18 protein-coding genes are annotated in these 25311 nt (G+C 72.4%); 10 read left to right on the top strand and 8 right to left on the bottom strand.

What is annotated here, in order from left to right; genetic code table 11:
• Positions 1-18 precede the first annotated feature (18 nt).
• The 5 genes from solA to ACIP79_RS35805 all read left to right on the top strand — a co-directional run bounded on the left by solA (position 19) and on the right by ACIP79_RS35805 (position 7357).
• Entirely contained in the window at positions 19-1173 is a 1155-nt protein-coding gene (gene solA / locus ACIP79_RS35825) for an N-methyl-L-tryptophan oxidase (protein ID WP_401230368.1), read from the top strand.
• An 11-nt stretch (positions 1174-1184) separates the two neighbouring features.
• Entirely contained in the window at positions 1185-2315 is a 1131-nt protein-coding gene (locus ACIP79_RS35820) for an aromatic ring-hydroxylating dioxygenase subunit alpha (RefSeq protein WP_401230365.1), read from the top strand.
• A complete protein-coding gene (locus tag ACIP79_RS35815; RefSeq protein ID WP_401230363.1) occupies positions 2308-3774 on the top strand; it encodes an aldehyde dehydrogenase family protein in 1467 nt (488 codons plus the stop codon). Before ACIP79_RS35820 ends, ACIP79_RS35815 begins: the two co-directional genes overlap by 8 nt.
• 361 nt (positions 3775-4135) lie before the next feature.
• Positions 4136-5731: an APC family permease gene (locus ACIP79_RS35810; protein WP_401230361.1), complete on the top strand. Its 1596-nt coding sequence runs from the start codon at positions 4136-4138 to the stop codon at positions 5729-5731.
• A gap of 42 nt (positions 5732-5773) precedes the next feature.
• A complete protein-coding gene (locus ACIP79_RS35805; protein WP_401230358.1) occupies positions 5774-7357 on the top strand; it encodes a GMC family oxidoreductase in 1584 nt (527 codons plus the stop codon).
• Here the strand turns inward: ACIP79_RS35805 and ACIP79_RS35800 are convergent.
• The 4 genes from ACIP79_RS35800 to ACIP79_RS35785 all read right to left on the bottom strand — a co-directional run bounded on the left by ACIP79_RS35800 (position 7345) and on the right by ACIP79_RS35785 (position 15957).
• Complete coding sequence (locus tag ACIP79_RS35800) at positions 7345-12213, bottom strand: hypothetical protein (RefSeq protein ID WP_401230356.1); 4869 nt, start codon at positions 12211-12213, stop codon at positions 7345-7347. The two genes, ACIP79_RS35805 and ACIP79_RS35800, sit on opposite strands and share 13 nt — an antisense overlap.
• 246 nt (positions 12214-12459) lie before the next feature.
• Positions 12460-13350 carry a hypothetical protein gene (locus tag ACIP79_RS35795; protein ID WP_401230353.1) on the bottom strand — a complete coding sequence of 297 codons (891 nt, stop codon included), beginning with the start codon at positions 13348-13350 and terminating at the stop codon, positions 12460-12462.
• A 244-nt stretch (positions 13351-13594) separates the two neighbouring features.
• Entirely contained in the window at positions 13595-15121 is a 1527-nt protein-coding gene (locus tag ACIP79_RS35790) for a hypothetical protein (RefSeq protein ID WP_401230350.1), read from the bottom strand.
• A 131-nt stretch (positions 15122-15252) separates the two neighbouring features.
• Complete coding sequence (locus ACIP79_RS35785; RefSeq protein ID WP_401230347.1) at positions 15253-15957, bottom strand: GntR family transcriptional regulator; 705 nt, start codon at positions 15955-15957, stop codon at positions 15253-15255.
• Between the two features lie 180 nt (positions 15958-16137).
• Between ACIP79_RS35785 and ACIP79_RS35780 the strand changes: the two genes are divergently transcribed.
• Genes ACIP79_RS35780 through ACIP79_RS35760 form a run of 5 tightly spaced genes read left to right on the top strand, consistent with a single transcriptional unit; the run spans position 16138 to position 20566 of the window.
• Positions 16138-17457: an MFS transporter gene (locus tag ACIP79_RS35780; RefSeq protein ID WP_401230345.1), complete on the top strand. Its 1320-nt coding sequence runs from the start codon at positions 16138-16140 to the stop codon at positions 17455-17457.
• Positions 17454-18305 carry a putative hydro-lyase gene (locus ACIP79_RS35775; protein WP_401230343.1) on the top strand — a complete coding sequence of 284 codons (852 nt, stop codon included), beginning with the start codon at positions 17454-17456 and terminating at the stop codon, positions 18303-18305. Before ACIP79_RS35780 ends, ACIP79_RS35775 begins: the two co-directional genes overlap by 4 nt.
• 22 nt (positions 18306-18327) lie before the next feature.
• On the top strand, positions 18328-19086 hold the full coding sequence (locus ACIP79_RS35770) for a LamB/YcsF family protein (RefSeq protein ID WP_401230340.1): 759 nt from the start codon (positions 18328-18330) through the stop codon (positions 19084-19086).
• A complete protein-coding gene (gene pxpB, locus ACIP79_RS35765) occupies positions 19083-19700 on the top strand; it encodes a 5-oxoprolinase subunit PxpB (protein ID WP_401230337.1) in 618 nt (205 codons plus the stop codon). The genes ACIP79_RS35770 and pxpB overlap by 4 nt, the downstream gene beginning before the upstream one ends.
• Entirely contained in the window at positions 19697-20566 is an 870-nt protein-coding gene (locus ACIP79_RS35760) for a biotin-dependent carboxyltransferase family protein (RefSeq protein WP_383682942.1), read from the top strand. Before pxpB ends, ACIP79_RS35760 begins: the two co-directional genes overlap by 4 nt.
• 26 nt (positions 20567-20592) lie before the next feature.
• Here ACIP79_RS35760 and ACIP79_RS35755 read toward each other — a convergent pair whose 3' ends face one another.
• From ACIP79_RS35755 to ACIP79_RS35740, 4 genes are all read right to left on the bottom strand, one after another.
• A complete protein-coding gene (locus ACIP79_RS35755) occupies positions 20593-21450 on the bottom strand; it encodes an SGNH/GDSL hydrolase family protein (protein ID WP_401230334.1) in 858 nt (285 codons plus the stop codon).
• The gene (locus ACIP79_RS35750) at positions 21447-22601 is read right to left on the bottom strand and encodes a glycosyltransferase (protein WP_401230332.1); all 1155 of its coding nucleotides are present in this window, start codon (positions 22599-22601) and stop codon (positions 21447-21449) included. Before ACIP79_RS35750 ends, ACIP79_RS35755 begins: the two co-directional genes overlap by 4 nt.
• Positions 22598-23722, bottom strand: a complete 1125-nt coding sequence (locus ACIP79_RS35745; protein WP_401230330.1) for a glycosyltransferase family 4 protein — start codon at positions 23720-23722, stop codon at positions 22598-22600. The genes ACIP79_RS35750 and ACIP79_RS35745 overlap by 4 nt, the downstream gene beginning before the upstream one ends.
• A gap of 139 nt (positions 23723-23861) precedes the next feature.
• Positions 23862-25280, bottom strand: coding sequence for a HEAT repeat domain-containing protein (locus ACIP79_RS35740; RefSeq protein ID WP_401230328.1), 1419 nt, complete (start codon positions 25278-25280; stop codon positions 23862-23864).
• Between the last annotated feature and the right edge of the window lie 31 nt (positions 25281-25311).

Here is a 25311-nt window from a genome sequence, read left to right as displayed (position 1 = left end):
ACCATCAGGAGGCTTGCTGTGGCCCCGACCTATGACGTGATCGTGATCGGTCTCGGCGGTATGGGCAGCGCCGCCGCCCATCACCTCTCCGCGCGCGGCGCCCGCGTGCTCGGCCTGGAGAAGTTCGGCCCGGTCCACAACCGGGGCTCCAGCCACGGCGGTTCGCGGATCACGCGGCAGTCCTACTTCGAGGATCCGGCGTACGTGCCTCTGCTGCTGCGCGCCTACGAGCTGTACGACGAGGTGGAGCGGGCCACCGGCCGGGACATCGCGACGCTCTGCGGCGGCGTGATGATCGGCCCTCCCGACTCGCTGGCCTTCGCGGGTTCGCTGCGCTCCGCCGAGCAGTGGGACCTCCCGCACGAGATCCTCGACGCGGCCGACATCCGCCGCCGCTTCCCGACGCTCCACCCGCAGGACGACGAGGTGGCGCTGTACGAGGCGCGCGCCGGGTTCGTCCGCCCCGAGAACACCGTCGCCGCGCACCTCCAGCTCGCCACCCGCCAGGGCGCCGACCTGCGTTTCGAGGAGCCGATGACGCGCTGGGAGCCGTACCGGGACGGGGTCCGTGTCCACACGGCCGAGAACACCTACACGGCGGGCCAGTTGGTGATCTGCCCGGGGGCGTGGGCGCCGCAGCTGCTCACCGATCTGGGCGTGCCGTTCACGATCGAGCGGCAGGTCATGTACTGGTTCGAGCCGAAAGCGGGGGTCGGGCCGTTCGTCCCGGAGAACCACCCCATCTACATCTGGGAGGACGCGTCCGGGGTCCAGGTCTACGGCTTCCCCGCCATCGACGGACCGGGCCGCGGCGCGAAGGTCGCCTTCTTCCGCAAGGGCGTGGAGTGCACTCCGGAGAACATCGACCGGACCGTGCACGAGGACGAGATCCGGGACATGGCGGCCCACATGTCCCGGTGCATCCCCGATCTGCCCGGCACCTTCCTCAAGGCCGCCACCTGCATGTACTCCAACAGTCCCGACGAGCACTTCGTCATCGCCAGGCACCCCGCGCACCCGGACTCCGTCACGGTGGCCTGCGGGTTCTCCGGGCACGGCTTCAAGTTCGTGCCGGTCGTCGGCGAGATCCTCGCCGACCTGGCCCTGAACGGCGCCACCGCACACCCGATCGACCTCTTCGACCCCCACCGCCTCGCCGCCGCGCCCGCCTGAGGAGTACGCCCGTGACGACGATCCCCCTCTCCCCGAGTCTCATCTCGACGCTGCCGGGCCGCTACTACACCGACCCGGAGATCTTCCGGCGCGAGCAGGAGCGACTGTTCGAGTCGATGTGGTTCTGCGCCGTCCGCTCCGCCGACCTGGGCAGGCCCGGCGCCTTCCGCACCGTCCAGGTCGGCCGTGAGAGCGTCCTGGTCACCCGTTCGCGCACCGGTGAGCTGCGCGCGTTCCTCAACGTCTGCCGCCACCGCGGGGCACGGCTGTGCACGGAGGAGGCGGGCGAGGTGCGCCGCAACCTCCAGTGCCCGTACCACGCCTGGACGTACGACCTCGACGGCAGGCTGATCGCGGCGCCGAACCTGGTGAAGATGCCGGACGTCGACCGCACCGAGTACGGCCTGGTCAAGGTCGCCCTGCGGGAGTGGCTCGGCTACGCCTGGGTGTGCCTGGCCGACGAGCCGGCCTCCTTCGAGGAGACGGTGATGGGCGCGGCCGTGGAGCGGCTCGGCGACGCGGCGGCCATCGAGCACTACGGCACCGAGAACCTCGCTCTGGGCAGGCGCATCACCTACGACGTGAAGGCGAACTGGAAGCTGATCGTCGAGAACTTTATGGAGTGCTACCACTGCGCGACGATCCACCCCGAACTCACCGACGTACTGCCGGAGTTCACCGAGGGCTACGCCGCCCAGTCCTACGTCGGCCACGGCGCCGAGTTCGGCGAGGACATCAAGGGTTTCACGGTCGACGGCAGCGAGGGTTTCGGCAAGCTGCCGGCGGTGGCGGACGACCAGGACCGCCGTTACTATGCGATAACCGTCAAACCGACTGTTTTCATCAATCTCGTCCCGGACCATGTCATCCTGCACCGCATGTTCCCCCTCGCCGAGGACCGCACGGTCGTGGAGTGCGACTGGCTCTACGCTCCCGAGGTCGTCGCGTCGGGCGCCGACGTGTCGAAGTCCGTGGAACTCTTCCACCGGGTCAACACCCAGGACTTCGAGGCCTGCGAACGTACGCAGCCCGCGATGGCGTCGCGTGTCTACCGGCGGGGCGGGGTCCTGGTACCCACCGAGCACCACATCGGGATCTTCCACGAGTGGCTCATAGGCATGCTGGGAGGCATGGATGGCTGATCTCTACATCGACGGCGCGTGGACGAGTGCCAGGGAGAAACGGACCCGTGAGATCCGTTGCCCGGCCGACGGTTCGCTGGTGGCCGAGGTGGACGAGGCGGGTGGCCAGGACACGGCCGACGCGATCGCCGCCGCCCGCCGCGCCTTCGACGAGGGCCCCTGGCCGCGATCCTCCGCGAACGAGCGCGGCGACCTGCTGCTGCGGGTCGCCGACCTCCTCGTACGCGACAAGGAGGCACTGGCTCGCGCGGAGTCACTGGACACCGGCAAACGCCTGGTGGAGAGCGAGTACGACATCGACGACATCGTGAACTGCTTCCGCTACTTCGGGAAGCTGGTGGCGAGCGAGACGGGCCGGGTCGTGGAGACGGGTTCGGCGGGTGTCGACAGCCGGATCGTGTACGAGCCGGTCGGGGTCTGCGCGCTGATCACCCCGTGGAACTATCCGCTGCTCCAGACGGCGTGGAAGGTCGCGCCGGCGATCGCGGCGGGCAACACCTTCGTCCTCAAGCCGAGCGAGCTGACCCCGCACACCGCGATCCATCTGATGCGTCTCCTGGCGGAGGCGGGGCTGCCGGCGGGCGCGGGCAATCTGATCCTCGGTGCCGGGCCCGAGGCGGGCGCACCGCTCGGCGACCATCCGGACGTGGACCTGGTGTCCTTCACCGGCGGCCTCCAGACCGGCCGCAGGCTGATGGCCGCGGCGGCCGGGACGGTGAAGAAGGTCGCCCTCGAACTCGGCGGCAAGAACCCCAACATCGTCTTCGCGGACGCCGACTTCGAGACGGCGGTCGACATGACGCTGACCGCCGTCTTCCTGCACTCCGGACAGGTGTGTTCGGCCGGCGCCCGGCTCCTGGTGGAGGACGCGCTGCACGACCGTCTCGTCGACGAGGTCGTGCGCCGGGCCCAACTCATCAGGCTGGGCGGGCCGTTCGACGAGCAGGCGCAGACCGGCCCGCTGATCTCGGCGGCGCACCGGGCCAAGGTGGAGGCGTATGTCGCCAAGGGCCTGGAGGAGGGCGCGGTGCTGCGCTGTGGCGGGGAGCGGCCCGCCGACCCCCCGCACCCGGAGGGCTTCTACTATCCGCCGACCGTGCTGGACGAGTGCTCCGTCGGGATGTCCGTCGTCCAGGAGGAGTCCTTCGGGCCCGTCCTGACCGTGGAGCGGTTCACCGACGAGGCGGAGGCGGTACGGCTGGCGAACGCCACCGTCTACGGGCTCGCGGGCGGCGTCTTCACCTCCGACGAGGCGAAGGCCCAGCGGGTCGCCGCCGCGCTGCGCATCGGCACCGTGTGGATCAACGACTACCACCCCTACGTCCCGCAGGCCGAGTGGGGCGGCTACAAGCAGTCCGGGTTCGGACGGGAACTCGGGCCCGCGGGTCTCGCCGAGTACCGCGAGACGAAGCACATCTGGCGCACGACGAATCCGGGCCCTCAGGGGTGGTTCGACTAGCTCCGCCCGCGTGGGAGCCATTGGTGGCGGACTCGCACCGGACTTGTCGCGGGTCGTTCGGGAGTCCTTCGGGAGTCCTTCGGAGGTCGTTCGGGGATCGTCCCAGGTTCGATCCGGGGTCGATCCGGGGTCGATCCGCGACGGGCGTCGGTCATGGCAGTCATCGGCGGCCGTCCCCGCCCCCGGAAAGTCGCTCACGTCGGAATCCGTTGATCCACCGTAGGGCCCCGCACCCGCTGACCGGCGTACGATCCAGCACTCACCGCTCAGCGCCACCAACCCGCACCCGCGCACCAACGACCCCGCACGAGCCGCACTCCCCTCCCGTCCGGGAGAACTCCCCCTTTCCAGGAGGCCGCTCATGACCACCACGGCTCAGCCACCCGAGAAACACAGTCACGACGACTCGGAACTGGCGGAGTTCGGGTACAAGCCCGAACTCAAGCGCACGCTCGGCAACTTCCACACCTTCGCCGCCGGCATCAGCTACATCTCCATCCTCACCGGCACCTTCCAGTTGTTCTACTTCGGCTACGGCAGCGGCGGACCCGCCTACTGGTGGTCGTGGCCGATGGTCTTCGTCGGCCAGTTCATGGTCGCGCTGTGCTTCGCCGAACTCGCCGCCCGCTATCCCGTGGCCGGTTCCGTCTACAACTGGGCCAAGAAGGTGGGCAACCCGCACATCGGCTGGCTCGCGGGATGGACGATGCTGGTCGCCTCGATCGTGTCGATCGCCGCGGTGGCCCTCGCGTATCAGCTGACGCTTCCTCAGATCTCGTCCGTGTTCCAGGTCGTGGGCGACGGCACGGGCAAGTACGACGTCGCCACCAACGCCGTCCTGCTGGCCTCCGTGCTCATCGTCTTCACCACCCTGGTGAACGCCCTCGGTGTGAAGCTGATGGCCAGGATCAACACGGCGGGCGTCTTCATCGAGTTGATCGCGACCGTCGTACTGATCATCCTGTTCGCGGTGCACATCACGCGCGGTCCGCAGGTCGTCATGGAGACGAACGGCACGGGTGCGGGCATGCCGGGCGGCTACTTCGGCGCGTTCCTGATCGCGTCGCTCGCGTCCGCGTACGTGATGTACGGCTTCGACACGGCCGCGTCGCTCGGCGAGGAGTCCGTCGACCCCTCGCGCAACGCGCCGCGCGCCATCCTCCGCGCCATCATCGCCTCGTTCGTGCTCGGCGGACTCGTCCTGCTGTTCGCCCTGATGAGCGTCTCCAGCCTGAAGGGCGAGCAACTGTCCACGGACGGCCTGCAGTACATCGTCCTCGACGTGCTCGGTGAGGACGCGGGCAAGGCCATGCTGTGGTGCGTGTTCATCGCGGTCACCGTGTGCGCCCTCGCCGTCCACACGGCGGCGATCCGGCTGGCCTTCGCGATGGCCCGTGACAACAACCTGCCCGCCGCCTCCAGACTGGCCAAGGTCAACCCGCGGTTCCAGACGCCGGTGCTGCCCGCGGTGATCATCGGCGTCCTGGCGCTGGCGATCCTGGTGGTCAACATCCGCCAGCCGCAGATCTTCACCGTGGTCACCAGCATCGGCATCATCATGATCTACCTCGCGTATCTCGGGGTCACCGTGCCCATGCTGGTCGCCCGGCTGCGCGGGCAGTGGCAGCCCGCCGGCGACGGCAAGTTCTCGCTCGGCCGCTGGGGACTGCTCGTCAACATCGTCGCGGTGCTGTGGGGCACGGCCATGACGATCAACCTGCTCTGGCCGCGCGAGGCGGTCTACAACGCGACAGCCCCCTTCCACTGGTACCTGCGCTGGGGCGCCGTGCTCTTCGTCGGCATCGCGATGGGGGGCGGCTTCGCCTACTACTGGTTCGTGCAGCGGCACCGGACCGGAGTGCTCGCCGAGCACCAGCTGACGCGGCCCGCCGTCGCCCCGCCCGCCGCTGCCCCGCCCGTCTCCGACGCGGCCGTCGAGTGTGTGCCCCGAAGGTGACAGCGACCGAGTAAGCGTCCGACTCAAGGAGGTCAACTCCCCATGAACGCAGATGAGTTCGACTATGTCGTGGTCGGTGGCGGAACCGCCGGCAACGTGGTCGCGGCCAGGCTCTCCGAGGACCCGTCCGTCACGGTGTGCGTGCTGGAGGCGGGACCGAGCGACGTCGGCGACGACGACGTGCTGAAACTGGAGCGCTGGATGGGCCTCCTTGAGTCCGGCTACGACTGGGACTACCCGATCGAGCCGCAGGCCAGCGGAAACAGCTTCATGCGGCACGCCCGCGCCAAGGTGCTCGGCGGCTGCTCCTCGCACAACTCCTGCATCGCCTTCTGGGCACCCGCCGAAGACCTCGACGGCTGGGCGGCGGCGGGCTGTACGGGCTGGAGCGCCGCCGAACTCTTCCCGCTCTACCGGCGGTTGGAGTCGAACGACGCTCCCGGCGACCACCACGGCCGCACCGGCCCGGTGAAGCTGCGCACGCTGAAGGGCGAAGACCCGTGCGGCGCGGCCCTGTTGGAGGCGTGCGCGCAGGCGGGCATTCCCACCACCGGCTTCAACACCGGCAGGACCGTGGTCCGCGGCGCCAACTGGTTCCAGATCAACTCCGACGAGAACAACATCCGCCAGTCCTCGTCGGTGGCCTACCTCCACCCGGTCATCGGCAAGCGGCCCAATCTGGAGGTGCGCACCGGAGTTCGCGCCAAGAAGCTCGTCCTCGACGGCCGCCGCTGTGTCGGCGCCGAGTACCTGGACCCGGACCTGATCCACACCCGTACAGTGCGCGCCCGCCGCGAGGTGATCGTGTCCTGCGGCGCCATAGACACCCCGAAGCTGCTGATGCTGTCGGGCATCGGACCGGCCGAGCACCTGCGTGAGGTCGGCGTCGAGGTGCTGGTGGACTCGGCGGGCGTCGGCGAGAACCTCCAGGACCACCCCGAGGGCGTCATCATGTGGGACGCGAAGCAGCCGATGACGACCACGTCCAGCCAGTGGTGGGAGGCGGGCATCTTCTACGACACCGAACCGGGCCTGGACCGCCCGGACCTGATGTTCCACTACGGCTCGGTGCCGTTCGACATGAACACCGCGCGCTGGGGCTACCCGACGTCCGAGAACGCCTTCTGCCTCACCCCGAACGTCACGCGCGCCAAGTCACGCGGCACCGTACGGCTGCGCACCCGCGACTACCGGGACAAGCCCAAGGTCGATCCGCGCTACTTCACCCACGAGCACGACGTCCGGGTGATGACGTACGGCCTGAAACTGGCGCGGAGGATCGCGTCGCAGCCCGCGCTGAGCGGCTGGACGGGCGCCGAACTGGCCCCCGGCCCCGACGTCCGCACCGACGACGAGCTCCTCGACTACATCCACCGGACCCACAACACCGTCTACCACCCGTCCTGCACGGTGAAGATGGGCGCGGACGACGACACCTCGGCCCCGCTCGACGCACGGCTGCGGGTCAAGGGGATCGAGGGCCTGCGAGTGGCGGACGGCTCGGTGATGCCGGACCTCATCTCCGTCAACCCGTGCATCACCACGATGATGATCGGCGAGAAGTGCGCGGACCTGCTGAAGGAGGACGTCCGGTCCCCCTCAGCGGGCCCGGCTCAAGTCCCCTGAGGCGCCGGGCGCTTGAACATCCGCGTAGCGGTGATCTCACTGTGTCCGGACTCCTCGTCGGCAGCCGCTCGCGGCAGTCCCGGCCGCAGGTGCTCCTCCACGCTGATGTACTTCAGCCCGGCTCGCAGGTCGGCGTCGTTGCGCAGGCGGATGACGAGCGGGAACTCGGCGAGCGCGGTCGTGTCGAACAGCCCTGTCGTGTACAGGAGTTGGACTCCGAGCGCGTCCGACACGGCTCGCTGGAGCTCCAGCAGGTACGTCGCGTTGGCGCGCCCGATGGGGTTGTCCAGGAACAGCGTGCCCGCGTGCCGGTGCTTGTCGCGGCCCCGGTCGTTGCTGCGCAGCGCGGCCATCGTGCAGTACAGCGCGATGGCGGCGGTGAGCAGTTGGCCGCCGGAGAACACGTCGCCCATCTGCCCGACGGGAACGCGCTCGGCGCGCAGCACCGCGTCCGGCTTGAGGATCTCGACGGCGACGCCCTTGGGCTGAAGCGCGGCGCTCACGCCGCGCAGCAGCAGTGACATGCCGTCGCGGCGCATGTCCGAGTTCTTCTTGACGGCCGCCCGGGTGGCCTCGTCGACGACCTCGCCGAGCCGCTCGGCGAGCGTGGCCTGGTCGGGCTCCTCGAACCGGATGCGCAGGAACTCCTGCCCGGACCACTCGCCGAGCCCCTCCGGCAGCCGCGACAGCCGCTGCGCGGACCGCAGCGTGGCGAGCGCCGACTCGACGAGCCCCCGCAGCCGGTCCACGATCGAGTCCCGGTTGCGCTCCAGCTGCTCCAACTCGTCCGTCAGCACCCGCAGTCGGGGGGCGAAGGCGTCCGCCCACTTCTGGGCGTGCTCCGGCAGCGCGGACGCGGGCAGTTCGCGGATCTGCTGCCGCGCCGGGGTGCGTACCTGCTCGTAGCGTGTGGAGTTGGCATGCCGTACGAGGATGTCGCTCGCCTCTCGTACGGCGGCCTCGGCGGCGGAGAGGTCGGCGGCGCAGCCGCGCAGCGAGCGGCGGGCCTCGGCGGCGGAGTGCCGGGCCTCCTCCAGGCTGCCGGGGTAGGGCTCGGTCTCCTCGTGCTCCTCCTCGGAGTGCTCACGCAGCAGGTCCCTGAGCAGGGCGGCGGTCTCGTCGAAACCGCCGGCCGCGTCCTCGGCGGCCCGGTGGGCGTCGAGGAGTTCGGCGTGGGCCTCCCGTGCCTGGCTCAACGCCTCTGTACGGGAGGCGAGTTCACCGGTGGCCGTGCGCAGCAGCAGTTGCGCGTGCTCGGCGTCGCGCGGGACCAGGTCCTGCGACAGCTCGGTGTGCGACGTGCCGTCCTCGGGGGCGTGCCGCTCGGCCTCGCCGCGCAGCCGCCCGAGCTGCTCGCTCGCGGTCGACATCCGGGTCTCCAGGAGCTGCACGAGCTCCTCGGCACGGGCGGCCGCGGCCTGCCGGGACGGCCCGTCGGAACCGTCCGGCGACTCCAGGAGCTGCGATGCGCGCGTACGCACCTTGTTGCTGAGCCGGTCCCACTCGGCGAGCGCCGCGCTCTCCTCGCTCTCGGCGCGCGCCTGTTCGGCGCGGAGGTCGGCGCCGACGCCGACCTTCTCGTAGAGCTGTGATGCCGCCCGGTAGGCCTCGCGCAGGGCGGGCAGGGACGACTTCGCGGCCGTCGGCTCGTCCTGCGGTACGTCGTCGGGGGCGCCGGCGATCTCGGCGCGCTCGGCACGCAGCGCGCGGGCCGTGCGGCGGGCGTCGTCCGCGGCGCGCTGGGCGCCGCGCCGGTCCTCGTCGGCGGCGCGGGCGCGTTCCAGACAGAGCTGGGCGCGAGCCTCCGACTCCGTCGCCTCGTCGGCGAGTTCGCGTACCTTGACCTGCCAGCCGGCCCGCTCGCGCAGTCGGAAGGCGAGGCCGGCGAGCGCGTCGGCGGCGCGCCGGGCACGCTGGGCGGCCTCCTGCCGCTCGTCCCGGACGAGGGCCGCCTCGGCCGCCGCCTCGTCCGCCTCGGCCCGCGCGGCGCGGGCCTCCGTCAGCTCGGCCTCGGCCTCCTCGGCGAACGCGCGTGCCTCGCGGGCGGTCGTGGCCAGTTCGACGAGTCGTCCCGCGGGGCATCCGGTGCGCCAGGACGCGAGCCGTGCCGCCAGCTCACGGTCCTTGGCGAGCCGCCCCGCCAGCTCGCGGATCTCCTCGTCGCGCCGCGTCGCGCGCGTGCGCAGTGCCTGGCGCTCCTCGTCGGCGGCGTGTTCGTCGTGCATGGCCGGGTTCGGCGGTACGAGGAAGACGTCTCCGTCGCCCGTGCCGGGCGCCGGAGTCGGGGCGAGCAGCGCGGCGGCGGTGCCGACGGCGACGGCGGACCTGGGCAGCAGGGCGGCGTCGTCGAGCGCCTCGCGGGCCCGGGCGTGGGTGGCCGGGTCGGTGATGATCACACCGTCGACCAGTTCGGGCCGGGCGGCCAGCACCCGCGCGTGGTCGACGGGGTCGACTGCCTGGGCGAGGTAGCGCCAGCCGGGCAGCGCGGGAATCCCGTGCTCGCCGAGGTACTCGACGGTGGCGAGCACGTCCGGGCCGGGCGGCAGCAGCCCGCCGTCTCCGAGCGCCCCGAGGATCCGGGCGTCGTCGGCGGCGGCGGTCCGCAGGTCGAACAGCTGACGCTCGGCGGCGGCCACCCCGTCGTCGAGCAGCTCACGCAGTTCGTCGGCGTAGTGGTCCAACTGCTCGGGGGCCAGGGCGCCTTCACCCTCCGGCCAGGTCTCGCCATGAGCCCCGCCCGCCCTGTCGGCCCCGTCAGCTCGGCCGACACCCTCCGCTCTGCCGGCGTCGTCCGCTCCGCGTGCTGAGCGGGCCGATGCCGCGCCGCCGTCCTTGCCGTACCCATCGACCGCGGTCGGGGCGTCGCCGGCGCCCGAGCGGATCCGCCCTGTACGGGGACCGCCGCGGGCGTCGTCGCCGACACGGTCGGAGTCGCCGCCCGCCCCGCGCCCCGGGGAACCCTCCGCTCCCGCCCTGGGAACCGGTACCCCGCCTCTCCCCCCACCGGAAGCGCCCGGCAGGCTCAGCAGCTCCGCGAGCCGCTCCTCCCCCGCCAAGCCCTCAGCGGTGCCGCGCTCGGCGTCGTAGGAGCGCTCGGCCGCCGTCGCCGCGTCCGCCGCGCGGGCCGCGGTCAACTCCGCGCGGGACGCCACGGAAGCCGCCTCGCGGGCGTGGTCCGAAGCGCGCCGCGAGGCTTCGCGGGCGGTGTCCCAGGCCGCGACAGCGGTCTTCTCGGCGTCGCTCGCGGCGAGCGCGGCCCGCGCCGGGTCGGCGTCGGGGGCGCTGTCGTCGAGCCAGCCGGCCCGCACCGCCTCGGTGGTCTCCTGCTCGACCTCGCTCAGGCGCTGCCGCAGGTGCCCGATCTCACTGCGGGCGCGCTGCGCGGCGGTCGCGGCGGCGGTCGCGTCCGCGTGGGCCCTCTCGCCGACCTCCTGGAGCCCGGCGGACCGCTCCTCCTCCTCGTTGGCGAGCGCCTCGGCGCCGTCGGCCGCACGGTGCAGGGCCCGTACGAGGTCGACGGCGGCCTTGGCCCGTGCGGCGAGGGCGGGCGCGGCGTCCCGCTCGGCCTCGCGGATCGCGTCGGCCACGCGCGCGGAGCGGTCGGCGGCGGAGCGATGCCGCAGTACGGCCTCGGCGGCCTGCCAGGCCGAGTGCAGCGTGCGCGCGTCGGCCAGCTCACGCTTCTGCGCCGCCGCGGCCTTCTCCGCGCCGGCGAGCGCCAACGAGGCGTGCCGGTAGGCGAGTTCGGCGGCGATCAGCGCGCTGGTGGAGCGGGCGCCCTCGGCCTCGGTGACGGTGTGCGCGGCGCCGGTGACGCCCTGCGCCAGCTCGCCGGCCCGGCCGCGCTCGCCCACGCCACGCGCGGACAGTCGCCTGGCCAGCGTCCGGGTACGCCGCTCGGCGCCCGCGTGGACGTCACGTGCGCGTGCCCGTGCCTCGGCGGCTTCCACGATCCGGCCGAGCAGGTCCACCGACCCTGCCGTGAAGTCCCGTTCGGCGATGAGTTCGGCTCGGCGTCCCAGCTTGTTGCCGAACCCGCCGACCAGATCGGCGAGTCCGTCCGTGTCCCGGGTGTCGGTGACGGCCCGCAGCAGCAGGTCCGTGAAGTCGGAGTCCTTCTTGACGGCGAAGAGACCGGCGGCCTCGCCCTCGTCGGCGTTCATCTCGCGCTGGTAGCGGAAGAGTTCGGGGTCCAGGCCCAGATCCCCGAGGTGTTCGTTCCAGCGGTCGTGGATCTCCTCCCAGTGCACTTCGAGGTGCGGGTACGCCTTGCCCGCCTCGGTCATCGCGTCCCGGAAACCCTTCATGGTGCGCCGTCGTCCCTGCGCCCCGGACGCGCCTTCCACGGGCGGCCGTACGGTGGTGGCCTCGGCGACCGGCAGGTTGTCCAGGCTCAGTCCCGGCCCTGGCCGGAAGGAGTACCAGGCCTCGGCGAACTTGCGCGGGTCGTTGGAGACCTGCCGCCCGCGCCACTCGCTCACCTTGCCGACCACCACGCACTCACCGGTCAGCGTGTGCTGCCACTCCAGCGCGACATGCCCGCAGTCGTCGGCGAGCAGGAACTTGCGCAGCACACCGGAGCTGGCGCCGCCCAGGGTGTTGCGGTGTCCCGGCAGCATCACCGAGAAGATCAGCTTGAGCAGCACCGACTTCCCGCCGCCGTTCTCCAGGAAGAGCACGCCCGCGGGGGCCGGGCGGCGGGGCGGCCCGACCGGCTCCTCCTCGAAGAACTCCGCCTGCGTGGGCGCGGGGTCGGGCACCGGCTGACCCACTCCTCGCAGGTCAAGCACGGTGTCGGCATAGCGCGCACCGGCAGGCCCGATGGAGTAGAGGCGGACCCGGGACAGCTCGTACATGGCGGCGAACTCTCGTAGTCGTAAGGGAAGTCGAGGCGGTCAGTGGTTCGGTCGGTAGTTCGGTCGGTTCGTGACTCGGTCGTACGGTGACCAGGTCTGTCTTGCCGTGACCAGGTCTTACGGTGACTCGCTCGTCGAGGGCCGAGCCGGCCGGTGCGGTTGAGCGGACCGGTATGGCCGGCGGGCCGGTGCGGCTGAGCGGACCCGGTGCGGCCGCCGCCCCGGCGTCGCAGAGCACGCCGCCGTTCAGCCACCCGCTCCGGAGTGGAACGGCAGCCCCGCCCCGACGGCCAGCTCCACGTCGTCGGTGTCCTCGGCGGGCAGCAGACTCGCGGTGCCGTCGGTCACGGGGACGACGCCCAGCTCGATGAGCTCGGCCATCGCGGCACTGCCTGCCATGTCGCGGACCTGGAGCTGATAACGGGCGGTCGTCCGGTACGTCCCCCCGGAGTCGTCCCCGGTGCGCTGGAGGAACCCGGAGTCGGTGAGGAACGCGACGGCCTTGGCGACGATGCCGGTGGTGGAACCGGCCAGTCTTCGCGCGTCCTTGGTGGCCCCGGTGGAGCTGCGCCGCGCCCAGATCCGCCAGGCCGCCTCGAGTCCCGGGGTGTCCGTCGCCGGGTCGGTGTTCTGCCCCTGCTCCTCGGCCCGCTCCTCCAGCCGACGGCAGGCCTGCCGGACGAACGCGTCGACTCCGTTGACCGAGACCCGCCCGATGTATCCGTCGTCCGCGAGGTCCTCGGGGCGGGGGAACGACATGGCGGCGACGGCGAGATGGGCGAGCCCGTGCAGGAACCGGTCCCCGGAGTCCGCCGAGGCCCGCCGTGCGTAGTCGCCCATGCGGACGGCGAACACGGAGTCCTCGGCGGCGGTCACGGCCATCCCCGCGCGCGGGGACACCTCCAGGACGACAAGACCAAGCCCGGTGGCCACGGCGTCCGCGAGCCGGGCGAAGGGCGGGTCCTCGCGGTACCGGCGCAGCAGTTCGGCGTATTCCTGGTCGCGCGCGGGCTGAAGCTTGGGCTGGAGCCCGAAGGCGACGAGCCGCGCGGCGTCGGCCGCGTCGGCCGGGGTGACGGCGGCGGTCGGCGGCGCGACGACGGCCTCGGGGTCACTCCACTCGGCGTGCTCGGTCACGGTTGGAACTCCTTGGTCTGATCGACGAGAGGGCGGGCGGCTGGGCAGAGGCCACCCGACCACGACCGGCGCACCGGACGGGTGCGGGCACCGCCGGCACCTGCCGACCGAGCCCCGGACGGCACTCCGGACGACGTCGGCGACAACACCCCGCACGACGCCGGCGACAGCACCCCGAGCGGCGACCGCGACGGCACCCCGCCCGGCAGTCGGAACGACGCCCCGAAGTACATTCCGAAAGACCTCACGCCGCCTCCGTCCTGCCCGCCGCCATCCCCACCGTGTCCAGCAGGGCCATGCCGACGATGAGGTCCGCCCCGCCGAACTCCGGATCGTCGAGCTCCGCGCCGTCGTCCACCGCGAACAGCAGCTTCCCCTCGCCCTGCCGGTAGGCCGTACCGACCGGCGGGCTGGCCGCGTGCACGGCCAGCAGTGCGACGAGGTAGGGCAGTTCGGGATCCCGGCGCCGGGCGTCCGCGAGCAGGCCGGACAACCGTCGCGGGGCGTCGGCCGGCAGATCGAGGAGCTCCATGGCGCTCGCCAGTTGTTCCTCGCTGAACCGGCTGTCGTCCGGTGTGGCGATCAGGTCGGGCTCGGGCATCTCGGCGCCCAGATGCTCCCGCTCCAGGGGAGGCGTCAGCAGCATGTCGACGAGGTCGCCGACCCTCACCGCCATCGGCGTGCGCAGCCCTGTCCCGCGCGCGAAGAACGCGTCCGTCACCCGCAGCGCCTTCTCCACGGGCAACGGCAGCACGGGGGCGACGAGATGCCCGTAGAGATCTATGCCCGAGGTCGTCATGGGTGTGCCGAAGGCCTGCCGGTCCTGCTCGGCACGGAACAGCGGCCCGGCCTCCAGAAGCCGGGACTGGAGCTGCGTGTGCCTGCGGATGCAGTCCTTGACGATGTCCACGAGCTCGGCGGCACGCCTTTTCTGCTCGGGGTCCTCGGACTCGTCGCGCGCCTTGCGGATGTTGGTGAGGATCGCGTTCTCGTGGCGGTACCGGTCGGCGACGTGGTCGAGCGCCTCCGCGATCAGGTCGGGCACGGTCTGGAGCCAGTCCACCGCGCGCACGTTGCGCCGGGTCGCGTCCAGCGCCCGGCGGAGCGTCTCCGCGTACTGCACGGTCCGGTACCTGGCCTGCTCGGCGGCGAGCTGCGCGTCGGCCAGTCGGCCGCGGCTGATCAGCACCTCAAGCTTGACCTCGGCGGCGATCTGGGCGCTGGTGACGTCGGTGTCGAGGGCGCCGACGAGCACGTTGACCGCTTCGTCCGTCGTACGGAGGTACACACTTCCGCCGTACCCGGGCACCTCCTCGATCAGCTTGAAGTCGTAGTCACGGCGTACGTAGGAGCCGTCGGGCGCGAAGGTGCCGTATACGGCCCGGAAGCCGCGGTCGACGCTGCCGACGTTGATCAGGTTCTCCAGGACCCAGCGGGCGACGCGCTCGTGCTCGGCCACGGGACGGCGCGGGGCCTGGGCGGCGATGCGCGGGATGAGCCTGGCCACTATCTGATCGTGGTCGGCGCCCGTGTCGAAGTCCATGTTCAGCGTGACGAGGTCGATGGCGGCGAGGGCCACCTCCGCCATGCCGTAGACCGAGTACTCACCGGCGAGATTCGCCTTGCGCACGTCGAGGTCGTGCAGCGGCGCCGTGCAGGCGAGCGCGCGGAGCCGCCGCGCCAGACCCTCGTCGGCGGCCGGGCCCGGGGCAGGGCGCGGCCCCGCGCTGAGCTGGGGCGGAACGCTGTCCGTCGATGCAGGCGAAGTCACGGTGCACAGACTAGGTCCTCGGTCTGACAACGGTCGAAACGACGCAGAAGCGACCGGCCGTCACACGGCGGCGGCCATCCCAGCAGCGGCGGCCTCGTCGCCGCCGGTCAGCCGCTCAGCCGGTCAGCCGCTCAGCCGGTTCCCCGCGCCCCGTCGGCCACCCGCCGCCCGTACACCGCCAAGAGTCCCCGGAGCGAGTCGTCGAGGTAGCCGGCGAGCAGCCGCTCGGCCCCGTCCCGGTCGCCCTTCTGGAGGGTCTGGAGGATCTCGCGGTTGCGCGCGAGGTAGGGCTCGTGCAGCCGCCGCGGGTCGTCCACCACGTGGAAAGCGAGGCGTAGTTCGGCGAAGACGCTGCGCATCAGCTCGTCGGTGCGGGCGCTTCCGGCGAGCGCGACGAGCTCCCGGTGGAAGTGGATGTTGGCGGTCGAGACCCCCGTCCACTCTTCTTCCCGCGCCGCCCGCTGCCCGTTCGCCACGGCTGTCGCGAGGCCGTCCACGGCGTACGGCGGTTCGCCGAGCCCCCGGACCACGGCGCACTCGACGAGGGTGCGCGTGCGGTAGATGTCCTCGACGTCCTCGACGGTCAGGACCCGCACGAAAACCCCGCGGTTGAGTTCGTGGACGAGCAGGCGCTCGTGCGTGAGCAGCCGGAACGCCTCGCGGAGCGTGTTGCGCGAGACGCCGAGCGCCGCACCGATGCTGTCCTCGGACAGCCGGGTGCCGGGCGGGAAGTACCCCTCGGCGATCCGGCTCCTGAGGATGTCCGCCACCCGCTCCGCGGTGCTGGTACGGCCCAACAGGGCGCGGTCGTCGGCCAGTCCGCTCAGCTCTGCCATGTCCGGAATTCAATCGCAGATACAAGAACGAAACAACATGGGTATTGAGGGATCGTTCAACGATCCTCTACCTTGAGGGTCAGACGCCGGTCGTACGACCCCGTACGGCTCCGGCGCGAGACGCTTCCCGCACGGCACGGCTCAGCCCAAGCACCCTCCGTCCCTCTCTGCGAGGTGCCCATGAGCACGACCCCTCCACCCCAGTCCCTGACCGCCGAAGAGCGGCCCGGCGCGGCCGAACTCCCCACTCAGGACGGCCCGTTCACCTGGTTCCAGGCTCTCGGTCCGCGTGGCCGCCGCGCCTTCGCCGGCGCGTTCGGCGGCTACGGCCTCGACTCGTACGACTACTTCACACTGCCGCTGAGCATGGTCGCGCTGGCGGCGTACTTCGGCCTCGACAGCGGCCAGACCGGCCTGTTCACCACCGTCACGCTGGTCGTCTCGGCGATCGGCGGCGCCATCGCGGGTGTGGTCGCGGACCGGATCGGGCGCGTCAAGGCCCTGATGATCACCGTCATCACCTACGCGGTCTTCACCGTGGCCTGCGGTTTCGCGCCCAACTACGAGACCCTGCTGGTCTTCCGCGCCCTCCAGGGGCTCGGGTTCGGCGGCGAGTGGGCGGTCGGCGCGATCCTGGTCGCCGAGTACGCGAGCCCCCGGCACCGTGGCCGCACGCTCGGCGCGATCCAGAGTTCCTGGGCCGTCGGCTGGGGACTCGCCGTGATCGTCTACACGGTGGTCTTCCAGTTCCTCGACGACGACCTGGCCTGGCGCGTGATGTTCTGGACCGGCGCGCTGCCCGCCCTGCTCGTCGTCTGGGTGCGGCGCCGGGTGGAGGACGCCCCGGAGGCGGCCGCCGTGCGGAGGAAGAGCGCCGAGAAGGGCTCGTTCACGGCGATCTTCAAGCCCGCGTCGGCCGGTAGTCCCGGGCTCCTGCGGATCACGTTCTTCGCGGTGCTGCTGTCGACCGGTGTCCAGGGCGGCTACTACACGCTGGCCACCTGGGTGCCCACCTACCTCAAGACGGAGCGCGGACTGTCCGTCGTCGGCACCGGCGGCTACCTCACGTTCCTGATCTCCGGGGCCTTCATCGGCTACCTCACCGGCGGTTACCTCACCGACAGACTGGGCCGTAAGCGCAACATCCTGCTCTTCGCGATCCTCTCGGCGGTGTGCATCCTCGCCTACGCCAACATCCCCAGCGGCGCCAACACCCTTGTCCTCGTGCTCGGTTTCCCGCTCGGCTTCTGCATGTCGGCCATCTTCAGCGGCTTCGGTTCCTTCCTCAGCGAGCTGTACCCGACGGCGGTGCGCGGCACGGGGCAGGGCTTCACGTACAACACCGGCCGCGCCGTGGGCGCCGTCTTCCCCACCACCGTCGGCTTCCTGGCGGACAGTTGGGGCGTGGGCGGGGCACTGGTCTTCGGTGCCATCGGATACGCCCTGGCGGCACTGGCGCTGATCGGACTCCCCGAGACCCGCGGAAAGGAACTCCTGTGACAGCCACGGCCGCTGTGATCCCCGTGATCGACACCCCCCGGGACCTCCCGTTGAACCTCGTCGACAGCCACGCGCACGCGTGGACCCCCAAGAAGGCGCGTGAGCGGTTCCGTTCGGGCCTGTCGGGTCCCACCGCCGGAGTCGCCGCGGGCCACACCCAGGCGAACCTGATCTCGGTGCCCGCCGACTGGGCTTACGACATGCTGCTCTTCTGTCAGCGCAACCCCAAGCCCTGCCCGGTCCTCGACGTCACCGACGCCGGCTCGTGGACCACTCCGCTCGCCGCGGGCGCGGACCTGCGCACCGACCTGCCGCGCTACCGGGTGTGGGAGCACGGCGAGTTGGTGGCCGAGCCGACCGACGTGCTCGGTCACTGGCGCGGCGACCTGGTCTCGTTCCTCATCGGGTGCAGTTTCACCTTCGAGTGGGCGCTGGGCCAGGCGGGAGTCCCGATGCGCCACCTGGAACAGGGCCGCAACGTCTCCATGTACGTGACGGCCCGCCAGTGCCGTCCGGCGGGCCGGCTGCACGGTCCCATGGTGGTGTCCATGCGCCCGGTCCCGCCCGAGCACCTGGCGGCGGCGATCCGGGAGACCAGCCTGCTGCCCGCGGTACACGGGAGCCCGGTGCACTGCGGCGAGCCCTCGGGGCTCGGCATCGGGGATCTCAGCCGGCCCGACTTCGGTGACAAGGTGGACACCGAACCGGGCGACATCCCGGTGTTCTGGGCCTGCGGAGTGACACCTCAGGCGGCCGTGATGGCGTCCAGGCCACCTTTCGCGATCACGCACGCACCGGGTCAGATGTTCCTCACGGACACCCGTGACGAGCAGTACCGAGTGGCCTGAACAGGAGGAGAGACGGCACCTGATGACACCGATCGATCTCAACGCCGACCTGGGCGAGGGCTTCGGCCGCTGGCGCCTGACCGACGACGAACAGCTGCTGTCCGTCGTCACCAGCGCCAATGTGGCCTGCGGTTTCCACGCCGGGGACGCGACCACCATGCGGCGGGTGTGCGCACTGGCGGCCGAGCGCGGAGTACGGATCGGCGCCCAGGTCTCCTACCGAGACCTGGCGGGTTTCGGGCGGCGCGCGATGGATGTGCCGCCCGACGAGCTGGCGGCCGAAGTGGCCTACCAGATCGGCGCCCTCGAGGTCTTCGCGCGGGCGGCGGGGTCACGCGTGTCATACGTGAAACCGCACGGCGCGCTCTACAACCGCGTCGTGCGCGACGAGGAACAGGCGGGGGCGGTCGTCGAGGGCGTACTGCTCGCGGACCCCTCCCTGCCCGTCCTCGGACTCCCGTCCTCCCGTGTCCTGAAACTGGCCGAGCAGGCCGGCCTGCCCGCCGTCACCGAGGCGTTCGCCGACCGCGCGTACACCGAGGAGGGCACCCTGGTTCCGCGTACCCAGGACGGCGCGGTGATCACGGACCCGGACGCCGTCCTCGAACGCTCGCTGGGCCTGGCCCGCTTCGGGGTCGTGACCTCGCACTCCGGGGAGCACGTCGCGGTCCGCGCCCGCTCCCTTTGCCTGCACGGGGACACCCCGGGCGCGGTCGACATGGCCCGCCGGGTCCGCGCCGGGCTCGAAGCCGCGGGCGTCCGCGTGGAGGCGTTCGCATGAGGGCACTGCCGGTCGGCGACCGTGCCCTGCTCGTCGAGGTCTCCTCGGGCGAGGAGGCGCAGGCGCTGCACGCCGAACTGCTGCGCCGCCGCGCGGACGGCTCGCTGTCGGTCGCCGAGATCGTCCCCGCGGCCCGCACCGTCCTCCTGGACGGCCTGGACGACCCGGTGCGCCTGGCGGGCCGCCTCGCCTCCTGGGACATCCCGGCGCTGTCCGCGCGCGCGGAGCGGGCCGTCGAGATCCCCGTACGGTACGACGGTCCCGACCTGGCGGACGTCGCGGCCCTGTGGGGCGTCCCCGAGCGGGAGGTGCCGGAGATCCACTCGGCGGCCGTGTTCCGCGTCGCCTTCTGCGGGTTCGCGCCCGGGTTCGGCTACCTCACGGGCCTGCCCTCCGCCTACGACGTGCCCCGCAGGGCGACACCGCGGACCACGGTCCCGGCCGGTTCCGTGGGGCTCGCCGGTCCCTACACCGGTGTGTACCCGCGTTCGTCGCCGGGCGGCTGGCAGCTGATCGGGACCACGGACGCCGTGCTGTGGGACCACGCGCGCGTGCCGGCCGCGCTGCTGGTCCCCGGCACCCGGGTCCGCTTCGTACCCGCGAGGTGCTCATGACGGACCGGGCCCTGTCCGTCGTACGGGCCGGCGTCCTGACCACCGTCCAGGACCAGGGCCGCCCCGGCCACGCCCACCTCGGAGTACCGCGCTCCGGCGCGCTGGACGGGCCCGCGGCGGCGCTGGCCAACCGCCTGGTCGGGAACGCCGCCGAGGCGGCCGTACTGGAGACGACGCTCAACGGATGTGCCCTGCGCCCGCGCTCGGCGTTCCTCGCGGCCGTGACGGGCGCGCCCTGCCCGGTCACCGTGGACGGCCGCCCCGCCCCCTGGGGAGCGCCGGTACACGTTCCCGCGGGCGCGACGCTGGATGTCGGCACCGCGCGCGCGGGACTGCGCAGCTACGTCGCCGTCTCCGGCGGGGTAGCCGTAGAGCCGGTCCTCGGCAGCCGCTCCACGGACCTCCTCTCGGGCCTCGGCCCCCCGCCGCTCACGGACGGCATGGTGCTGCCGATGGGCAGTCCCGGCACCGTCCACGCGCGCGTGGACGTGGTCCCGCACCCCGGCCCGCCGTCCGAACTGGTCCTACGGGTGACACTCGGCCCGCGCGACGACTGGTTCACGGCCCAGGCGCTGCGCACCCTGACCACCCGCGCCTACCGGGTGTCAGCGGCGAGCAACCGCATCGGCCTGCGGACGGAGGGGCCCTCACTGGAGAGGGCGGTCCCGGGCGAACTCCCCAGTGAGGGCATGGTCCTCGGCGCCGTCCAGGTACCGCCCGACGGCCGGCCGGTCGTGTTCCTGGCCGACCACCCGACCACCGGCGGGTACCCGGTGGTCGCCGTGGTCCGTCCGGCCGACCTCCCGGCGGCGGCGCAGGCCGTCCCCGGCACGCCGGTCCGGTTCACGGCCGTACGACGCCGCTGAGAGGGCCCGGAGCGGACCTGGCCCTTTCAGGCCGCGTCCGGCTGCTGTTCGGTCACCGTCAGGGCCGCCAGCGCGGCGGCCACGGCGTGCGAGGCGCTCAGGTCCAGGCGCGCGCTGGTGCCGCGCGCCTTGTGGCGTACCTCGGCGGCGGCGAGGGTGAGCAGCTGCGGCAGCAGGTCCGTGCACCGCCTGGCGACCCACCCGGTCCCCGCGGTGGCCAGCCACCACAGACTCGCCGACCGCGTGGGCGCCGGGAACTCCGGCTCGGCCGAGGGCTGGACCCCGGTGGCGATGCCCCGCTCCCCGAGCAGCGCGTGGAACCGGAGCGCGAGCGCCCGGTGTCCCCGCTCCCCCGGGTGCAGTTTGTCGGCGCTCCACATCGCGCGGTCCTTGAGCCAGTCCTCCTCCGCGGCATGCAGATGCAGCGCCCCGTGCCGCTCGGACAGCGCGTGCACGACCGCGTTGACGGCCCGCTGGCGCCGGGCCAGCGGCCGGGCGAGCGAGCCCGGCAGCCCCAGCATGTAGCCGGGATCCGGCAGACAGGCAGTCATCACCACCGCTCCCTGTGCCCGGAACGCCGCGTACACCTCGTCGAGCCGCGCGGCCACGGAATGGATGTCGAAGGTGTACCGCAGGGTGTCGTTGACGCCTATGACGACGGAGACCACGTCGGCCCCGAGCGCCATCGCCTCGGGCGTCTGGCGCTCCAGCACGTCCCGCGTCTGGGCGCCGCTGACCGCGAGGTTGATGAAGTCCGCGGGTGCGTCCGCCGGGGCGAGCCCTCGCGCGAGCAGTTCGGCCCACCCCCGCCACACGTCGCCGACGGGATCGCCCACCCCTTCCGTCAGCGAGTCCCCGAGGGCGACGAAACGAAGCGGTCTCATCCCACGCCCTCCTGGAGGCGCGGCCGCACCTCGACCACCGCGTCGTGCGCGGCGAGGAAGCCCTCGACGGCGGTGTTCCATCCGAAACACTCGGCACGCGCGCGTGCCGCCTCCCGGCGCTCGCCCTCGGGACGCCCCAGCAGCAGCCGCACCGCGTCCGCGAAGGACTCCCCGTTGTCCGCGGCGGTGGCCCCGGCGGACCCGATGACCTCCGGCAGGGCGGACAGGGAACTGGCCACCACGGGTGTGCCGCAGGCCATCGCCTCCAGGGCGGCGAGCCCGAAGGTCTCGGCGGGCCCGGGAGCCAGGCAGACGTCGGCCGAGGCCTGGAGCGCGCCGAGCGCGGCTCGGTCCGCGAGGTGCCCCAGGAAGGTGACGGGGAGCCTCCGTTCCCGGGCACGCTGTTCGAGCCGGGCCCGCAGCGGCCCGTCCCCCGCGACGACGAGAACGGCACGCTCTCCGCGGCGCAGCAGGGCCTCAAGGCCGTCCAGCGCCGTACCGGGCCGCTTCTCGACGGACAGCCTGGAGCACATCACCAGCAGGGCCTGGTCCGCGCGCGCGTAGCGGGCCCGCACCGCGGGATCCCGGAGCGAGGGGTCCCGCCCCTCCAGATCGACGCCCAGCGGAGCGCGTACGACATTGCGGGCGCCGATCCGGACGAACTCACGCTCGGCGAACTCCGTCGTGCACACGACACGCGAATAGGTGTGTGCCGTGCGGACGTTGAGGGCGTCGGCGGTGCGCCGGGCCATGCCCTCGGAGAGCCCCCAGGTCCGCAGCACCCCGTCGGCGGTCTCGTGCGAGACCATCACGGCGGGCACCCGGGCCCGTCGCGCCCAGACGCCGGTCCAGCGCAGGGTGGTCCGGTCGGAGACCTCCAGGCGGTCGGGGGCCAGCGACTCAAGGAGCCGGGTGACCCGCCGCTTGTCGGTGAGCACGCGGTAGCCGCCGGTGCCGGGGAGTACCGGTCCGGGCAGCGTGATGACGCGTCCCTGTTCCGTCTCCCGGTCGGTGGCGCGCTCTCCGGGGACGATGAGCACCGGTTCGTGTCCCGCGGCCAGGTAGCCGGTGCCCAGCTCCCGCAGCGCGGTGCGCAGGCCGCCGGAGGCGGGGGCGACGAAGTTGGCGAGCCGTACGATGCGCAGGCTCATGCCGCCATCACCGTCCTCGCGGCGAGCACTTCGCCGTAGTGTCCGATGAGCTGGTCGCCGACGGCGGCCCAGGTACGGCCCTCGACCATGTCGCGCGCGGCGGCGCCGTAGGCGGCCCGCAGCCCCGGGTCGACGGCCAGGGCCGACACGGCGTCGCGTACGGCGTCGGCGTCGCGCGGCGGCACCAGGAATCCGGTACGCCCGTGGGCCACCAGGTCGAGGGGTCCGCCCGCGGCCGGCGCGACGACGGGCACTCCGCTGGCCATGGCCTCCTGCACGGTCTGGCAGAAGGTCTCGAAGGGGCCGGTGTGCGCGAAGACGTCCAGCGAGGCGAAGATCCGGGCGAGTTCGTCACCCGTGCGGCGCCCGAGGAAGACGGCGCCGGGCAGCTGCTCGGTAAGGCTCACCTGGCTCGGCCCGTCGCCGACGATCACGAGGCGTACGCCGTCGAGACCGCAGACCCCGGCGAGCAGTTCGACCTGCTTCTCGGGGGCGAGCCGGCCGACGTAGCCGACGATCAGCTCGCCGTTCGGCGCCAGTTCCCGGCGCATCGCCTCGTCCCGGCGGTCGGGGCGGAACCGCTCGGTGTCCACGCCGCGCGCCCACAGCCGAACCCGCGGCACACCGTGTGCCTCCAGGTCGTGCAGGGCGACGCTCGACGGGGCGAGTGTCCGGTCGGCGGCGGCGTGCACGGAGCGGATGCGCCGCCAGGCGGTGGCCTCTCCCGCGCCCACGTAGGTGCGGGCGTACCCGGCGAGGTCGGTCTGGTAGACGGCCACGGCGGGGATGCCGAGCCGGGCGGCCGCGGCCATGCCGCGGACGCCGAGGATGAAGGGGCTGGCCAGGTGAACGATGTCCGCGCGGTGTGCGGTGATCGCCGCGGCGACGCGTCGGCTGGGGAGTGCGACGCGGACCTGGGGGTAACCCGGGAGCGGAAGAGAGGGGACACGGACGACAGGGCACGGCGCGGTGGCGTCGGGCCCGCTCCCGGCGGCGGTGGCCGGGGCGACGACGAGGGGAACGTGACCGCGATCGACGAGGTGCCGGGCGGTCTGAAGCGCGCAGTGGGCCACGCCGTTCACATCGGGGGGAAAGGATTCGGTCACGATGACGACACGCATACCCGTGTTCTCGCCCCGCTGGACGTGCCCGCGTCAACGTGGATCTTTCCGTACGGGGAACGTCCCATGAGCGTTGAACTCCGCACCCGTCCAGGTCAGTCCGTGTCCACGACTTCCCGGCTCACGAGTCACCGGACGTTCATACGGCGGGCATGTCCGGCCCGATTCTGCTCCGTACCGCCGTCTGTACTTCGGCCTCCTCGGCCGGATCCGTCGCCAGCCTGCGCAGCTGGTCCACCACGCGCGCGTCACCGGTCTCGGCGTGCCGTGCGGCGACCTCGCGGGTGGTCTCCTCGCAGTCCCACAGGCACTCGACGGCGAACCCCGCGGGGAAGGACGGATCGGTGGCGGCGAGTGCGCGGGCGGCGCGCCCGCGCAGATGGGACGAGGCGGTCTCGCGGTACACGTGGCGCAGGACGGGGGCGGCGCAGATGATGCCGAGCCGTCCGGTGCCGTCGACGAGAGTCCACAGTGTCGGGGCGTCGGGGCCCTCGCCCCGTACGGCTTCGCGCAGCGCGCCCAGCACCAGTTCGCTGTCCCGGGTGCCGCCCCGGCAGGCGAGGATCCGGCCTGCGGCGGCGCCCAGGGCGTCGGGCCGGTGGGCCCAGCTCCGTGCCCGGTCGACGGCGGCGACGCTCCGCATCCGTTCGAAGGCGTCCACGGCGGCCTCGGCGACGGCCGCCGACCCGGTGACGGCCGCTTCCTCGATCAGGTCGAGGGCGTCCGGATCGTTGCTGTCGGCGAGATAGCGCAGAGCGGTGCTGCGGGCTCCGTCGCCGCCGTCGCGAGCGGCCTCGACGATCTCGGGCCGGTCCTCGGGTCCGGCGACGGCGCTGAGACACCGGGCGGCCGGCACGTGCAGCGCGGCTCCCCGTTCGATGCCTTGCTCGGCCCACTCGAACACGGCGCGCACGCTCCAGCCGGGACGCGGCCCGGACGGTCGCATCTGGCGCTGCCAGCGGTCGAAGGAGCCCTGTTCCTGGGCGGCACGCACGCGCGTGCCGATCGATTCGCGCGGGTCGTCGGCCCACAGCCGCCAGGGCCGTGGCTCGAACGCGTCGCGGACGGTGGCGGCGAGCGCGGCCTCACCCTCCTCGTCGGCCGCGAACCGGGCGAGCACGGGGGCGGCGAGGGCCCGCAGGCCGGCGTCGTCGTCGCGCAGCGCCAGTTCGTCCAGGGCCCAGGCCCAGTTGGCGCCGGAGGCGGCGTACTCGCGCAGCAGCCGCAGCGCGTCCTGCCTGCCGTACGAGGCCAGGTGTCCGAGGACCGCGAGGGCGAGCCCGGTGCGGGACTCGCAGTCGTCGAGGACGTCCTCGACGTCGAAGAGATGCCGCTCGATCTCGTCGAGCTCACCGCTCAGATCGAGGTAGAGGCGGGCGTAGTAGAGGGAGCGGTTCTCCACCTGCCAGTCGTGGCGTGGGTCGCGGAGCACACACTGGTTGAGCGCCGCGAGCGCTTCGGCGCGCGGTGCGGTGAGCGCGTGCAGCGTGCCGTCACCGCGGCCCCTCTGGAGCAGGCCGAGCAGCGTACCGCTGGGCGCTATGACCGGATCGAACATGGGAAACAGCCTCACATCAAGCGTCGACGCA

This window comes from Streptomyces sp. NPDC088747, assembly GCF_044751025.1.
GTDB lineage: Bacteria > Actinomycetota > Actinomycetes > Streptomycetales > Streptomycetaceae > Streptomyces.
Note: the sequence above shows the minus strand (reverse complement) of the source record. Positions and strands in the feature narration are given on the sequence as shown.

Excerpts from the sequence above, each read along its gene's own strand:
- ACIP79_RS35815 (WP_401230363.1), top strand. The coding sequence starts at position 2,308 with ATGGCTGATCTCTACATCGACGGCGCGTGGACGAGTGCCAGGGAGAAA.
- ACIP79_RS35810 (WP_401230361.1), top strand. The coding sequence starts at position 4,136 with ATGACCACCACGGCTCAGCCACCCGAGAAACACAGTCACGACGACTCG.
- ACIP79_RS35805 (WP_401230358.1), top strand. The coding sequence starts at position 5,774 with ATGAACGCAGATGAGTTCGACTATGTCGTGGTCGGTGGCGGAACCGCC.
- ACIP79_RS35800 (WP_401230356.1), bottom strand. The coding sequence starts at position 12,213 with ATGTACGAGCTGTCCCGGGTCCGCCTCTACTCCATCGGGCCTGCCGGT.
- ACIP79_RS35785 (WP_401230347.1), bottom strand. The coding sequence starts at position 15,957 with ATGGCAGAGCTGAGCGGACTGGCCGACGACCGCGCCCTGTTGGGCCGT.
- ACIP79_RS35780 (WP_401230345.1), top strand. The coding sequence starts at position 16,138 with ATGAGCACGACCCCTCCACCCCAGTCCCTGACCGCCGAAGAGCGGCCC.
- ACIP79_RS35770 (WP_401230340.1), top strand. The coding sequence starts at position 18,328 with ATGACACCGATCGATCTCAACGCCGACCTGGGCGAGGGCTTCGGCCGC.
- pxpB (WP_401230337.1), top strand. The coding sequence starts at position 19,083 with ATGAGGGCACTGCCGGTCGGCGACCGTGCCCTGCTCGTCGAGGTCTCC.
- ACIP79_RS35760 (WP_383682942.1), top strand. The coding sequence starts at position 19,697 with ATGACGGACCGGGCCCTGTCCGTCGTACGGGCCGGCGTCCTGACCACC.
- ACIP79_RS35755 (WP_401230334.1), bottom strand. The coding sequence starts at position 21,450 with ATGAGACCGCTTCGTTTCGTCGCCCTCGGGGACTCGCTGACGGAAGGG.
- ACIP79_RS35750 (WP_401230332.1), bottom strand. The coding sequence starts at position 22,601 with ATGAGCCTGCGCATCGTACGGCTCGCCAACTTCGTCGCCCCCGCCTCC.
- ACIP79_RS35745 (WP_401230330.1), bottom strand. The coding sequence starts at position 23,722 with ATGCGTGTCGTCATCGTGACCGAATCCTTTCCCCCCGATGTGAACGGC.
- ACIP79_RS35740 (WP_401230328.1), bottom strand. The coding sequence starts at position 25,280 with ATGTTCGATCCGGTCATAGCGCCCAGCGGTACGCTGCTCGGCCTGCTC.